Annotated in this window: 11 protein-coding genes; 6 read left to right on the forward strand and 5 right to left on the reverse strand. The window is 54.5% G+C overall.

Translation table 11 applies throughout. From position 1 onward, the window contains the following. Window positions 1-96: 96 nt before the first annotated feature. Both AU511_RS08950 and AU511_RS08955 read right to left on the reverse strand, forming a co-directional pair. Window positions 97-1,560 (reverse strand): gamma-aminobutyraldehyde dehydrogenase, encoded by a 1,464-nt coding sequence (locus tag AU511_RS08950; RefSeq protein WP_094109437.1) that lies wholly within the window; start codon window positions 1,558-1,560, stop codon window positions 97-99. Between the two features lie 184 nt (window positions 1,561-1,744). Next, entirely contained in the window at window positions 1,745-2,653 is a 909-nt protein-coding gene (locus tag AU511_RS08955; RefSeq protein ID WP_094109438.1) for a LysR substrate-binding domain-containing protein, read from the reverse strand. Between the two features lie 425 nt (window positions 2,654-3,078). On the opposite strand from AU511_RS08955, the gene AU511_RS08960 reads away from it, so the two are divergent. After that, window positions 3,079-4,161: an iron-containing alcohol dehydrogenase family protein gene (locus tag AU511_RS08960; protein WP_094109439.1), complete on the forward strand. Its 1,083-nt coding sequence runs from the start codon at window positions 3,079-3,081 to the stop codon at window positions 4,159-4,161. 536 nt (window positions 4,162-4,697) lie between these two features. Next, a complete protein-coding gene (locus AU511_RS08965) occupies window positions 4,698-5,447 on the forward strand; it encodes a CDP-diacylglycerol diphosphatase (protein WP_094109440.1) in 750 nt (249 codons plus the stop codon). Between the two features lie 38 nt (window positions 5,448-5,485). Here the strand turns inward: AU511_RS08965 and AU511_RS08970 are convergent, their stop codons facing one another. Continuing rightward, window positions 5,486-6,331, reverse strand: coding sequence for a GNAT family N-acetyltransferase (locus AU511_RS08970; protein ID WP_094109441.1), 846 nt, complete (start codon window positions 6,329-6,331; stop codon window positions 5,486-5,488). A 282-nt stretch (window positions 6,332-6,613) separates the two neighbouring features. Here AU511_RS08970 and AU511_RS08975 point away from each other — a divergent pair, with 282 nt between their 5' ends. The 3 genes from AU511_RS08975 to AU511_RS08980 all read left to right on the forward strand — a co-directional run bounded on the left by AU511_RS08975 (window position 6,614) and on the right by AU511_RS08980 (window position 8,695). Further along, window positions 6,614-7,102, forward strand: coding sequence for an OsmC family protein (locus tag AU511_RS08975; protein ID WP_094109442.1), 489 nt, complete (start codon window positions 6,614-6,616; stop codon window positions 7,100-7,102). 698 nt (window positions 7,103-7,800) lie between these two features. Beyond that, a complete protein-coding gene (locus AU511_RS17430; protein ID WP_139823951.1) occupies window positions 7,801-8,064 on the forward strand; it encodes a hypothetical protein in 264 nt (87 codons plus the stop codon). After that, a complete protein-coding gene (locus AU511_RS08980) occupies window positions 8,057-8,695 on the forward strand; it encodes a LysE family translocator (protein WP_167372012.1) in 639 nt (212 codons plus the stop codon). Before AU511_RS17430 ends, AU511_RS08980 begins: the two co-directional genes overlap by 8 nt. A 137-nt stretch (window positions 8,696-8,832) precedes the next feature. Here the strand turns inward: AU511_RS08980 and yjeH are convergent, their stop codons facing one another. Next, window positions 8,833-10,107 (reverse strand): L-methionine/branched-chain amino acid transporter, encoded by a 1,275-nt coding sequence (gene yjeH, locus AU511_RS08985; RefSeq protein WP_085652631.1) that lies wholly within the window; start codon window positions 10,105-10,107, stop codon window positions 8,833-8,835. Further along, on the reverse strand, window positions 10,083-11,114 hold the full coding sequence (locus AU511_RS08990) for a radical SAM protein (RefSeq protein WP_094109443.1): 1,032 nt from the start codon (window positions 11,112-11,114) through the stop codon (window positions 10,083-10,085). The genes yjeH and AU511_RS08990 overlap by 25 nt, the downstream gene beginning before the upstream one ends. Window positions 11,115-11,819: 705 nt before the next feature. Between AU511_RS08990 and AU511_RS08995 the strand changes: the two genes are divergently transcribed. Next, window positions 11,820-13,148, forward strand: a complete 1,329-nt coding sequence (locus tag AU511_RS08995; protein ID WP_094102034.1) for an APC family permease — start codon at window positions 11,820-11,822, stop codon at window positions 13,146-13,148. Window positions 13,149-13,169 lie beyond the last annotated feature (21 nt).

Genomic DNA, 13,169 nt, shown 5'->3' on the forward strand with positions numbered 1-13,169 from the left:
CAAGATTGGCTTATTTTTGGCACGATAACGCCACCCATTTTTTATTATCTGTGTCGGCGTTTATTAATAAGAAAATACTATCACCGCATCGCGGCATTAAAATTGTCGTTTAAATTTGGCCATAACATGCCGAACCACGCTGTAACTTTGTAATGAATAACTTGAAAGGTCATTACCATATCCAGAACGTTTTAATCCCCCGTGCGGCATTTCGCTAACCAGCGAGAAATGGCTATTAATCCACGTCGTCCCGTATTGCAAACTGGCCGCCATCTGCATGGCGGTATCAACATTCTGCGTCCACACCGAAGACGCCAGCCCATACTCCGATTCGTTCGACCACAACAGCACTTGTTCGAGTGACGTAAACCGGGTGACGCTGACTACCGGGCCAAAGACTTCGCGCTGCACAATCTCGTCGCTTTGCAGGCAACCGGCTAACAGCGTCGGCGGGTAGTAAAAACCGGGGCCGTCCACTGCGCTGGCACTCGTAACACGTTCTATGTGTGGTTGATTCAGCGCGCGTTCGACGAAACTGGAAACCCGGTCGCGCTGGCGGGCGCTAATTAAGGGTCCCAGATGGTTGTCTTCATCTCGCGGCTGCGCCAGACGCAAACGGGACACTGCGGCTCCGAGCGCGTCAACCAGCTGCGCATAAATACCCGCCTGCGCATATACCCGACAGGCGGAGGTACAATCCTGTCCCGCGTTGTAGTAGCCCCAGGTGGCGATCGCCTTGACGGCATCATCGATATCCGCGTCGTCACAGACGATAACCGGGGCTTTGCCGCCCAGCTCCAGATGGGTGCGTTTCACGTTGCTGACGGCAGCGTTCAAAATTCGCTGACCGGTCACGATATCACCGGTCACAGATACCATTCGAACCTTCCGATGATTGACCAGCGCGCTGCCGGCACTCTCGCCGCGCCCGGTGATGATATTCAGCACACCCGGCGGCAGCAGCGCCTTGAAGGTTGGCGCCAGCGCCAATACGGTCAACGGCGTATGTTCGGAAGGCTTAAATACGACGGTGTTGCCCGCCGCGAGCGCTGGAGCGATTTTCCAGGCCGCCATCATCAGCGGATAATTCCACGGCGCAATGGAGGCCACGACGCCGACGGGGTCCCGGCGAATCATGGACGTATGCCCGTCCAAATACTCACCTGCCAACTGCCCCTGCTGGCAACGCACCGCGCCGGCGAAAAAGCGAAAGACGTCGACGGCGGCGGGAAGATCGTCATTGAGCGCCTGATATAGCGGCTTGCCGCAGTTAATAGCTTCCAGCTGCGCCAGCGACGCGGCCTGTTGCTCTATCGCCTCCGCAATACGCAACAGTGCCATGGCGCGCTGCGCCGGCGTGGTCCTGGCCCATGAGGGGAACGCTCGTTGAGCCGCCTCTACCGCTTCGTCAACCTGCCCGGCGGACGTTTCTCCCAGCCTGGCGACAATCGCCCCATTGGCGGGGTTAACGATGTCCTGCAACGTTCCCTCGCCATCAATCAACTGCCCATCAATCAGCTGCTTGCTGGAAAAGCGGCCAATAAATTCCTCATCCGACATCGCGTCTCCCTGTTTCTACTTTCGCGCTCCGGAAGGTGATATCTGCATAAAACCAACGCCAACGTGGTGTGAAATAGCGCGTCTAAAAACACAATAGGAAAACACGGCGGCCATCAACCACTATTAAATATTGAATGCAGCATTCGAATAAATCGAATGCTGTTCGATTTCAATACTGGTGGGATTAGGAACTCTTGCGCAGCCCGCTGTTTTCGCGGGCTACGGTAAGAAAGGGGGAAACCAGTTTGGGCCGGGTACTGCCTCTGCGCCAAGCCATACCGATTTCTAATGGTTCGATTGGATCGGTCAATGTGCTCGCTTCTATCATATTTCCTTCCAGCGACCAGGCGCGATACGTCATGTCTGGAAGGATGGACAGCCCCATCCCGGCCGCGACGAGGCTTCGCACGGCTTCGGTCGAAGTGGTTTTCATGGCAATTTCCGGTTTCAGACTGGCTTTACTCCATATCTGCCGGGCGTGGATATCCATTTCATCGACATTGAGCTGAATTAACGGCTCCGTCACCACATCGGCCAGGCTGATACTCTCGCGCTCTAACAACGGATGCAGCGGCGGCAGCCACAGGCGGTACGGCGAATGGCACAGCACTTCGGTCTGCAAGGCGGCGCGATCTTCGAGATTGGAGAGGATCAGCACGCCGATGTCGATCTCGCCGCTCACCAGCAGATGTTCGATGTAGCGGCGCTCATCCTCCACCACCTGGACCACCACATTGGGATAGGCGTCTTTGAAATGTTTAAGCAGGTCGACGAGGAAATAGCCCGCCACCAGGCTCGTCACGCCCACGGTCAAGGAGCCGGTAATGCTTTCACTGCCGCTCCTCAGGCTACGGGTGGCATTTTCCACCGTCGCCAGAATCAGGTAAGACTGCCGTAAAAACTGATGCCCCTGATGCGTGAGCGTCATGCCTTTGGCGTGACGTTCAAACAAACGCACCCCAGTCTCGGTTTCCAACTGTTGGATCGCCAGCGTGAGGGACGACTGTGAAACAAAGGCCGTTTGTGCGGCCGCCGAAATGGAGCCGGTCTCGGCAACGGCAATAAAGTACCGGAGTTGACGTAGCGTTAGCATACTCGTCAGGCGCCTCTTCAAAATGAGTCGATACCCCATAGATATCACGCCATCAGTTTTATCGAAAGCGCTATGGCTTTATGAACCCCCATACACAGCAATAATTTTTATGCTGATTAATCAGATAATTACCGTTAATCCAGTGAAGCTGGCGCGCGGAAAACATCCGCCGCTGACGCACGCCATCACGCGTGTGCGCGTCAGCTGAAAGCACGGATCGGCAGGGCCGAAGGTGCTCAGCGGCCTGGCGTCGGCAAAAAACCCCACGCCGTTTCACTCCGACATCACGGCGTTCCGAGCAGGGGCTCAGCCGCCGGTGAGTTATCTCTTTTTGGAGTAATGCATTGCCAGATTGGTGCTTTTGATTCGCCAGCCGGCGTTGTTATAAGTGAGCTATCTCTCTCCCTACCCGCGAGACTCTGCACATGATGGCTATCCAGGCGCCGCAAAACTATCTCAACCGCGACGGATTAATCAGCGAAGTGGGCGACTTTGTCGGGCCGCTGGCCTCACGCATTCTGATTGTCACTGGCCCTCAAGCCTGGCAGGCGACATCTCAGGCTATTGAGTCCAGCCTGCGTCAACATAACATCTTGTATGAAGTGACCTTCCAGCAAGGTCCGTGTACTCATCAGGCTATCGATCAGGTGGCGACGGCGGCCAGAACATGGAACGCCGAGCTGATTCTGGGCGTCGGCGGCGGCCGCGCGTTGGACTGCGCTAAGGCCGTCGGCGACCTCCTGGGGCAGTTGCCGGTAGTCGCCGTCCCGACCATTGCCGCCACCTGTGCCGCCTGGTCGCCGATTAGCGTGATCTATGACGGCAGAGGCGCGCATGTCGCCCCCTTGCCGTTGAAACGACTGCCGGTGTGGGTACTGGTGGACAGTGAGGTGATAGCACGTAGTCCCGCACGCTATCTCAAAGCCGGCATCGTGGATGCGCTCGCGAAGTGGTACGAATTCCAACCCTATTTGCAGGCGGATCCCACGTCGCTGGCGCTGGTGTTGAAGGCGCGGGCCGCAGGTCTGGCGCTGGAAATGTTTAACCGTCACGGCGACCAGGCGCTGAAGGATATTGAAGCACAGCGCGTCACGAGCGCGCTGCGGCAGGTCATCGACGCTAATATTGCGCTGGCTGGATTAGCGAATAGCATGAAGGACGATGTGGCCCGCGTCGGCGTCGCGCACGCCATTCATAACAGCATGACCCGCCAGCCCGAGCTGCATCACTGGCTGCACGGCGAGAAGGTCGGTTTCGGGCTGGTGGTGCAGGCGCTGTTAAATACCGAGCGGGAAGAGGAACAGCAGCCGCTGCTCGCGCTGCTGTCGCGCTTCGGCAGTCCGTTAACGCTGACCCAATTAGGATTGGCGGACAAACCGGAGCAGGTAGAAAGCATAGCGCGCCATGTGCGCATTCGTTCCGCCGCGCTCCTGCCTTTCGCCGTAGATAACGATGCGATACTGAAAGCGCTGTGGAAGACCGAAAATCTGGCGACCGTCGCCGCCTGACAGCCGGATGCCGCCCATTTTTGGGACCTTGGCGGCGGCAGAGCGCCTCTGCGCCACTCGCTCTGACGCCACGCGCCTGAGCAAATTGAAGACTATGCGTCAAAATGCCGTAAACGGCACCGAACCGGCTAAGCGTGAGTCCTTCTCCGCGACATCACAACCCGCATTTTTCAGACCGCCAGATCCCCCGCCTACGCCCCCTCCCCCTATCGACGGAGAAGGTCGGCGCGCACGCCACGTCATCAACCGTTTTGAGTCGCCCTGCGTTGGACATTTCGTCAGGCGCATACTCTGGAAACAAAGCGCATTGCCGCGCGTTCGAACAATTTATCCTTGCGCTGATACCGGCTCCCCCATGTTTTCGCCGTGTAACTCCGCTATATTATCTGTGGTTCCAGACCCGACAAGGTGTAAAATTTCGGTTCAGAATCAGGTTCTATCCACCATGTAACCGTTATCACTCTCGGCTGTGAGGATGGGATACAAACTGGTTTTCATCTGGAGCCCATCGTTCAATTATGCAGGAGGCGTAATACATGCAGAGGAAACAGAAGATAAAGTATGCGGCAGCTGCCGTCATCGTATTGCTGGTGCTGGTCGGGTTCTTCCTGTTTAGAGACAGCAGCGATGCGCTGTGGAATACGGTCTCGGAAAAGTGCGTCCCCAGTCAGCAGCAGGGATCTCCCGCGCCTTGCCTTGCGGTTAATAGCAGTACTCAATCCGCGCTACTTAAAGACAGAAATGGTCCCTACCACGATCTATTGCTGCCGACGGAGAAAATCTCCGGGATCGAAAGCCCCGCGTTGCAAGCGCACACGGCTCCACCTTTTTTCGCTGCCGCCTGGGAGGCCCGTAAGCACCTGTCCCACGAAGCAGGTAAAACGCTGCCGGATGATATCCTCGTGTTGGCCGTCAACTCACGCTATGCGCGCACGCAGGAACAGTTGCACATCCATATCTCCTGCCTGAGGCCCGAGGCCTACCAGACGCTGCGCGAGCAGGGAAATACCCTGTCAACCGACTGGCAGCCGCTGGGCGAAGAGCTGCGTGGACATCGCTATCTGGCGAAGAAGCTGACCACGCAGGATTTGACGCGAGACGACCCCTTTAAAGAGCTCTACGCCTATGCACAGCGTCAGGGGGATAGCATAGACAACTACGGACTGGCGTTGACCGTCACGCCCGATGGCGAGAAACTGCTGCTGGCTAACCGGGGCGTCCGCTTCGGCTTTAACCGCGGTTCGACCTCTGAGCTGATCGACCCCCAGTGCTCACTGGCGCATTAATCGATGACGGGACCCGTTACCGGGTCCCTCTCTTTTTTTCAGGCCATAGCCTGCGACATAAGCGCGAACGCCCGAGGCCCCTTGCCATCATTCTTCCACGGTTCGCCGCGCACCATCACCACCGGGGCATCTACCTGCATCAGACCGCACCGTGATAACCATTCCCCCAGCCCCTGCGACGCATGCGTATCAATACGCACAAAATCGCCCATTCTGTCCTGCATAAGCTGTGCGATGATCCGCTGCGCATCCGGCAAGCGCCAAGCGATAACCGGACCGAGAGTCCAGCCGCGTCCGAAACGACGACGGCCGCCCCAACCGACGATGCGCTCGCCTTCTTCCAACACCCAGAGTTCCGCATGGCGAAACAGATCGGACACCAGCGCCGAACGCACCAGACCGTTGGCCTGCCAGTCCTGTTCCGTTAAGTCGGGGAGATCCTCTTCGCGCGCAAGACGAAGCCGCTGCTCAGCTTTATCTTCCACGCGCGGAACAGCCGTCAGACAGGCGGTCTGAAACTGCTGAGTTTCGCCGACCGCCGTGAAGCCCAACGACTGATACAGCGGAAGCCCGGCGACGGTGGCATGCAGCCTGAGCTGTCGCTCGCCCAACGCCGCGACTCGCTGTTCCAAGAGGCGACGACCTATGCCCTGCCCCTGAAATTCCGCATCGACCACAACCAAACCGAGCGTGGCCCACTCGGCTCCCCAGCGCCAGCTCAGCGCCGTGCCCACTATCTGCCCCTCGCACTCGGCAACCGTCCCATCGCCCAGTCGCAACGCCTCCTGCCAATCCTCCACCCGATGCGGCCAGTGCAACTGCTGGGTAAGTCGATAACCAGCCAGGCAGTCGGCCTGCGTCATCGGACGCAATATGATCCCCATCACCGTTACCCTCTTGTTCTGTTAACGTCCTCGGTGCCATGCATAACGTTAACGAGTCAAACCCGCTTCGTCCCCGCGACTTTCGCCTTGCGCACGCCGAGACCTCATTGTTCGAACCTATCTGAAGCCCCTTTCCAACTCAATGCTCTCACATTCCGGCCCAATCGCGGCCAGCCACTGCTTGCCGAGCCTACCAAGACTGACATAACATGAATTCTATCGCGCCTATCACTAGGTGCCGCTGCCTGCAAGCGCGCTCATATCAAACCAATGAAGAATATCATGGCCGAAAAACAGCATACTTACCGAGTAAACGTACGTTGGACGGGAAATCAGGGCAGCGGAACTGAAAGCTATCGCGGCTATAGCCGCAGCCATGAAATCAGCGCCCAGGGGAAATCCTCCACCCTCGCGGGCTCGTCAGATCCCTGCTTTCGCGGCGACGAGACGCGGTGGAATCCGGAGGAGCTGCTGCTGGCCTCCCTTTCCGCCTGTCATAAGCTGTGGTATCTGGGTCTTTGCGCCGGGGCAGGCGTGAGTGTGCTGGAGTACGAGGACGCCGCTGAGGGCGTCATGGTCGAGGAGCAAAACGGCGCGGGACAATTTCTGTCGGTCACGCTGCGACCACGGCTGATCGTGACCGCAGAGTCAAATCTGCAAACGGCATGTGAATTGCACCATCAGGCTCACGAAATGTGTTTCATCGCCCGTTCGGTGAATTTCGAGGTGCACTGCGAACCGGTGATCGAATCAACAAAAATTAAGCAATAACTCGTTAATTTCCTCCGCTTGCGACGGACTTTTCCCTTAACAGTCTTATTTTATCTCACCGGCCATAACTTTCCCTTTTTAACAAAAAGGGATATTATTGTGAAAACGTAAATGCCGTAAGATTAAGTATTCAATGATATAAACTTCAATCTAAACCGGATTATCTCCAAGCCTAATGCTACAAGGAGTGTAATATCGTGGCTGAACAAACGGCAGTGGATTCCCCTTATTTTAAGGTGATATATAAGATCTTGAAAATAGTTCCCATCGGTGAACGCTTTCTCGCACAGGGGAACCGAAAACAGCAAATAAAATTTGATAGAGGCCGATTACATCAGAAAAGCCCAATGCGGCCACCCAGCAAAAAAACAGTGCACTGTCATATAGTTCCATTAAAACCTCCCCATTCCAGCGCCAACACTCCCGTACACCCTCTTCCTGTAAACGATTCCACTACTCACTTCCCGTTTATTTTATTACCAATAATAGTTATGTATTCTTTTTATCATCCGGTTCTGCTTAGGCGTTATTTCCAAGCAAAAAACCACCGGCCAGCTCCCTTTTTCTTTCACTTTAACGATGTGACTCTTATGAAAAACAATTATCTTTTACACAATATGAACAGGCTTTATTTCACACTCTCGCCTTACCCTATTTGGCTTGCGATAATCAGACCGTTAAAAATATCTGAGGCAAAAATGAAATGGGCTTGTAGCGATAACACGCTGTACCGAGAGGAAAAGGCGGGCCACAGCGGGCCGCTGATTATGCGGTCGCGGCGCTGGAAATATTTCGCCAGCGGGGAATTCTATTTGTTGTACAGCCGACGCCACGAACAGAGCGCCAACGGGTTGACGCCGGCGGGTGAGGCGGGAATGGCGGATGCACTCAATAAATGGCGTCGAGGCCACCTGCTGCCAAGCAAATTGGCGCCCAGACTGGCCGAGGGATCCCATGACTGACGTTAACTGGCCGCTGTTTCTCATCGCCTCATTCACCTTCTGCGCCATCCCTGGAAAGGATGTGGAGTGCATTACCGGTAACTTTGATCGGTTTGGCAAGAGAGCCGCCCTGAGCGGAATCGTCGGACTGGCGCTAGGCTACTATTGCTATGTCATTTTGTCCTGGCTGATCGTCAGCTTCACGCTGGCGGCTCCCCCCGTCGTACTGACTGTCCTCAAGCTGTTGGGCGCGCTGTTTTTAATCTGGGAAGGCTGCCGCATTTACCGTATGCCTCCCGCGTCGCGTTATTTGTCTAAACACACGGCGATGACCACAATACATCCCTCATCCTTCTTTCTACAGGGGACAACCCGCAGCCTGCAGAACCTCCGTGGGGGCCTCTTTTATCTGGCCTTCTTTTCCCAGTTCATGTCGCCGAGCAGCACCGGCGATAAGGTCATTCTGATGGGATCGCTGTTTTGCCTGGGGACTACGGCGTTCAATCTGGCGTATTGCTACCTGTCTCCCTGGCTTAAAAAACGGAGCGTCAACGATATCGATTTCTTCCTTTCGCAAGTGCCGGCCATGTTGCTGTTAGCCATTGGTAGCTGGATGACATGTGAAATTGCCTGGGGGGTGATGCCGTCGTAGAGAGAAAATGACAAGCGCCGCGCGATGCGCCAGCCGCTAAATAGCACGGCGCATCGCGCAGCGTTCGTTAAAACAGATCTTAGGTGCAGGCCGCCGTGGGATACGGGCCCGGAATAGGGCCCGCTCGCTCGGATGTTTTATGCCCGAGAGTCACCGGAAGGCGTCGTCTGACGCAGGCGCCATGAACTCCAGACAAAGGCGAGCAACATAATGACGACGGCATACATCATGTTGTCACCGATGACTCCGGCGACGCCAAGACAAAACAGGCTCGCCAACAGCGCCATCACTCGTTGATGACCGTGAAGCAAGCGACATGCCGACAGAGAAGCCGCCAGATAGATCATCACAAAGACGCCGTTAGCACAGGCGATCAGGCTATCCAGACCGATAGACCAACCGTACTTGAGGGCGACGGTGATGGCGACGGGAAGTACCGCAAACAGCGTCGCCACGACCGGCGCATGAAAACGGTTACGGTACGCCAGACAACGACTTATCGCGTCCTCTCCCTTCATCGAAACAATCAATCGGGTAAAACTGATGATGTAAAGATTGACTGCGGCAAGACAGGTCAAAAAACCCATCAGGCCGATGACTATTGCCCCAGTTCGACCAAAGGCTTGTCCAATTAGCCGGGGCAACGAGGAGATATTTTCGACTTCGTTGCCGAAGGCGGAAAAACGCAGCACGGTATAGCTCAACAAGCAATACAGGCTGAGCGCGATAGTCAGAGAGATGACAATTGTGCGGGGAAAGTCTCTTTCAGGAGACGCGAATTCTGGCGCGAGATGCGCTACAGCCTCAATGCCCACGAAGCACCAAAAAATAATGCCCATCGCCTTGAAGAACGACAACAGGCCATCGCCGCCAGTCGGTATGACCTTAGGAGCGGCGAGCGGTGCTTCCATGAAGCCCACCACAATGACGCTGATCAAGACCAGCGCCGTCAGCACCGTGATGCCGAACTGCACATTGCCCGAGAGCGTGACGTTGAAGGCATTAACGATCAGAATCAGCGACAGCATGAGCAGCGCGAAATAACCGCAGTAGACCGGGGAAAGCCCGAGGCAATACGCCAGGTAGTTGGCGCCGGTGATCACCACCACCGGCGGACCGATGGGGATGACGGAAAGGTACAACCAGGAGATGCTCTGCCGCAGGCGATGCCCGTAGGCCAGTTCAACAAAGTGTGCTGTACCCGCGCTGTGGGGAAAATGACGCCCCAGCAGCGCGAAGGTGAAGACCACGGGCAGCACCAGCATCGTCATTCCCAACCACGCCAACCACGCCCACGGTCCGGCAAGTCCGGCCACCATGGCCGGAACAATAAAAACACCTGAACCTAACAGCGTAGAAACCAGAAAACCCACTCCTTGATGTAGACTTAACTTACCGCACTGCTCAGACATGCCATTTCTCCCTTTATCGAACTCCTGTCATCCAAATGACGACAATGGCACAAACCATGAACACGTAACGCTTTATCGTCGGGACGGTCCGCATTCCATATATCGATCAGCGAGCGCTCACGAATATTGCCGTAAGTGGGCTGGCTCATATTGAAACAATCGTAAACGTCCCCGATGGAATTCACGTTCAGATTCGTACCGATACGATGACAATCTCCGGCCAATTCGCCGACGATAATTCCGCGATCGTTTTCACGCTTAATGATTTTAATTGGCCATTCGAAGCCCATCTCCCGATCATATTGCCGGATGCGGCTAACCTCTTCAACCAGACGCGTATAGGGCACAAGAAAATCGTCATAACGATGCTGTTTGGCGCTGCCTTCATACAGCACGGTATCAACCAACGGAAAAATAGTGTGACTGCGGCAATAACTCCAAATATCGTAAATCTCGTCGATATTCTCCGGTAAAACTGACGTTTCAATCGCCAGTCGGGTATTTCCTTTTTCCAAACGGTTGAAGCCAACGTCCATGAGGTTTTTCAACCCACGTCGCATTTTAGACGCGGCATTATGAATGCCACCGACGATTTCATTTTGGACATCGTCTTTGAAACTATTAATTTTTCCGATAATAGAAACGTCGCGCGCATAAAGTTTCTCTGCGGTATCACTGTTAATCGCCGTCATATTAGAGAACAGGATACAGTGCAGACCTTTATCGCCAATATAATCGATCACTTCCCAGAAATTACGCGCCAGCAGCGGCTCTCCCGCCCCCGCGACCAACACGGTTTTAATGCCTAGCGCCAATCCATCGTCCACCATTTTTTTGATCTCTTCTGTAGACAGTTCGTTGTCGAACTTTTGCGTCTGGGTATAGCAGAAGGGACATTTAAAATTACAAATGTTTTCCAGCATAATGGTGAGCGTTAATAACTGACGATCTCTTAACGCGAAATAAACATCCTGTTTGGTAAAGGCATTTCCATGAAGTGAATACATTGATTCTGTCTCCTTAATTAAAAAATCGCAAAATGCCCAGCCACACTATATCCATGTCATTTATTTAAATTTAACCAAGGTCAATCTAAAAAACTGTCAATTTTAATTATTATTGAGAATATAAAAATAAAATAAACAATATTCACTAAAAGCACTTCGTTACAGGTAATAATAGCGGACCGTCAAAGGGATGGTTCTCTGACTTATCGATATAAGAAAAGCCCGACTCCTGCGTACTGTAAAAACACTGCATTCCTAGCAGATAAACATGCGTCATTAAAATCTAAATACGAATCAATTAAAGAAATAATAACACCATTAAACCACCGCCACGATGAAATCAATCACACGATTGGACGTCTTATTTTAATACCCCTATATCATGCGATCGTCTGTTACCATCTTCCTTGCTGGCGCGACTATAATTTCTTGTCTCGATAATCAGCCATCAAACCATTGTTCCATATTGGTGCCTGACCGGAGTCTCATGCTGAGAAAGAGTGCAATGACGTCGTCGCAAAAAGGCACAGCCCCTCCCGGGTTATTCGGCGCCAACTTACCTTTTCCCTCGCGGCATAGGCGATAACAGTAGGAACGTGTATTATCCCGGCCGGATTATTCCGTTTAACACACTGGCGATGGCACATTATTTGCTGCCGTTAGCGCATAGCAATCATAAATTCTTAGATGGAACGGGATACTGTTATGGCGAAAGAGCGCGCAGACAACCAAAAAAAACTGGGGTTATGGCAGGTGGTGATTATTGGTGTCGCCTACATGACGCCTATGACCGTTTTCGACACCTTCGGGATTGTATCCGGCCTCACCGAAGGCCGCGTGCCGCTCGCCTATTTGCTGGCGCTGGTGGCGGTTCTGCTTACGGCGCTCAGCTACGGCCGCATGGTGAAAGCCTTTCCCGAAGCGGGTTCAGCGTATACCTACACCCGTAAAACCTGCGGTAATCAGGCCGGGTTTCTGGTCGGCTGGGCCTCGCTGCTGGACTACATGCTGCTGCCGATGATCAACGCGCTGCTCGCGGGAATTTACCTGAGGTCGCTGTTTCCCCAGCTACCGCCATGGATTTGGATTGTCGTCTTCACGTTGCTGGTCACCTGGATCAACAGTCGCAATATCAAATTATTAGCCAACCTGAACTTTCTCTTTGTCGGTGCGCCCGTCGTGCTGATGGGCGTGTTCATCTATCTGGTGATTCAGGGCGTCAGCCATCAGGGCGGTCCCCATGCCGTCTGGACCCTGCGCCCCCTGCTGAACGGCGACACCAGCGTGATCCCGCTCATTGGCGGCGCGGCAGTGCTGTGCTTCTCTTTTCTGGGATTCGATGCCGTGACGACCTTGTCCAACGAGACACACTCGCCAAAGCACACCATCCCCCGAGCGGTCTTCCTCACCGCCCTGATCGGCGGCGCCATCTTTTTCACCGCCTCTTGGTTCATTCAGTTGTATTACCCGACCAACGCGCAGTTCAAAAACCCCTCAGAGGCGATGCCGGAAATCGTTCTGTACGTGGGCGGCGCGCTGTTTCAGTCGCTGTTTCTGGTGGCGATCCTCGTCAATACGTTCGCCTCAGCGCTGGCCTCTCACGCCAGCGCCGCGCGCCTGCTGCACATCATGGGACGCGACGGGATTTTCCCAGGGTCGTTGTTCAGCTATGTCCACCCGCGTCTTGGCAGCCCGCTGTACTGCGTACTGTTTATCGGCGGACTATCGATGAGCGCCATGTTCTTTGGGCTGGATACCGCCGTGTCATTGATTAGCTTCGGCGCGCTGGTGGCGTTCACCGCGGTCAACGCGTCGGTCATCGCCCTTCATGTCGTTAGAGACAAACGACTGTCCTCAGCCAAAGAGTGGCTATTCAACCTGATTCTTCCGCTGCTCGGCATCGGCACCATTGGCGTCATGTGGGCACATCTGGAAAAGGATTCCATGATTCTGGGTCTGGTCTGGTCGGCCATCGGGCTCGGCTGGATCATTTGGTTCCGGGTCACCAAACGCGAACTGGTGTTCTCCTCCTGACCTGTCGCGGTTCCCGAACCG

This window comes from Lonsdalea iberica, from assembly GCF_002111585.1.
GTDB lineage: Bacteria > Pseudomonadota > Gammaproteobacteria > Enterobacterales > Enterobacteriaceae > Lonsdalea > Lonsdalea iberica.

What these genes read in the sequence shown, in the direction of transcription:
- AU511_RS08950 (WP_094109437.1), bottom strand. Translation starts at nt 1,560, where the DNA reads ATGTCGGATGAGGAATTTATTGGCCGCTTTTCCAGCAAGCAGCTGATT.
- AU511_RS08980 (WP_167372012.1), top strand. Translation starts at nt 8,057, where the DNA reads ATGACTGACGTTAACTGGCCGCTGTTTCTCATCGCCTCATTCACCTTC.
- AU511_RS08990 (WP_094109443.1), bottom strand. Translation starts at nt 11,114, where the DNA reads ATGTATTCACTTCATGGAAATGCCTTTACCAAACAGGATGTTTATTTC.
- yjeH (WP_085652631.1), bottom strand. Translation starts at nt 10,107, where the DNA reads ATGTCTGAGCAGTGCGGTAAGTTAAGTCTACATCAAGGAGTGGGTTTT.
- AU511_RS08965 (WP_094109440.1), top strand. Translation starts at nt 4,698, where the DNA reads ATGCAGAGGAAACAGAAGATAAAGTATGCGGCAGCTGCCGTCATCGTA.
- AU511_RS08955 (WP_094109438.1), bottom strand. Translation starts at nt 2,653, where the DNA reads ATGCTAACGCTACGTCAACTCCGGTACTTTATTGCCGTTGCCGAGACC.
- AU511_RS08975 (WP_094109442.1), top strand. Translation starts at nt 6,614, where the DNA reads ATGGCCGAAAAACAGCATACTTACCGAGTAAACGTACGTTGGACGGGA.
- AU511_RS08970 (WP_094109441.1), bottom strand. Translation starts at nt 6,331, where the DNA reads ATGGGGATCATATTGCGTCCGATGACGCAGGCCGACTGCCTGGCTGGT.
- AU511_RS08960 (WP_094109439.1), top strand. Translation starts at nt 3,079, where the DNA reads ATGATGGCTATCCAGGCGCCGCAAAACTATCTCAACCGCGACGGATTA.
- AU511_RS08995 (WP_094102034.1), top strand. Translation starts at nt 11,820, where the DNA reads ATGGCGAAAGAGCGCGCAGACAACCAAAAAAAACTGGGGTTATGGCAG.
- AU511_RS17430 (WP_139823951.1), top strand. Translation starts at nt 7,801, where the DNA reads ATGAAATGGGCTTGTAGCGATAACACGCTGTACCGAGAGGAAAAGGCG.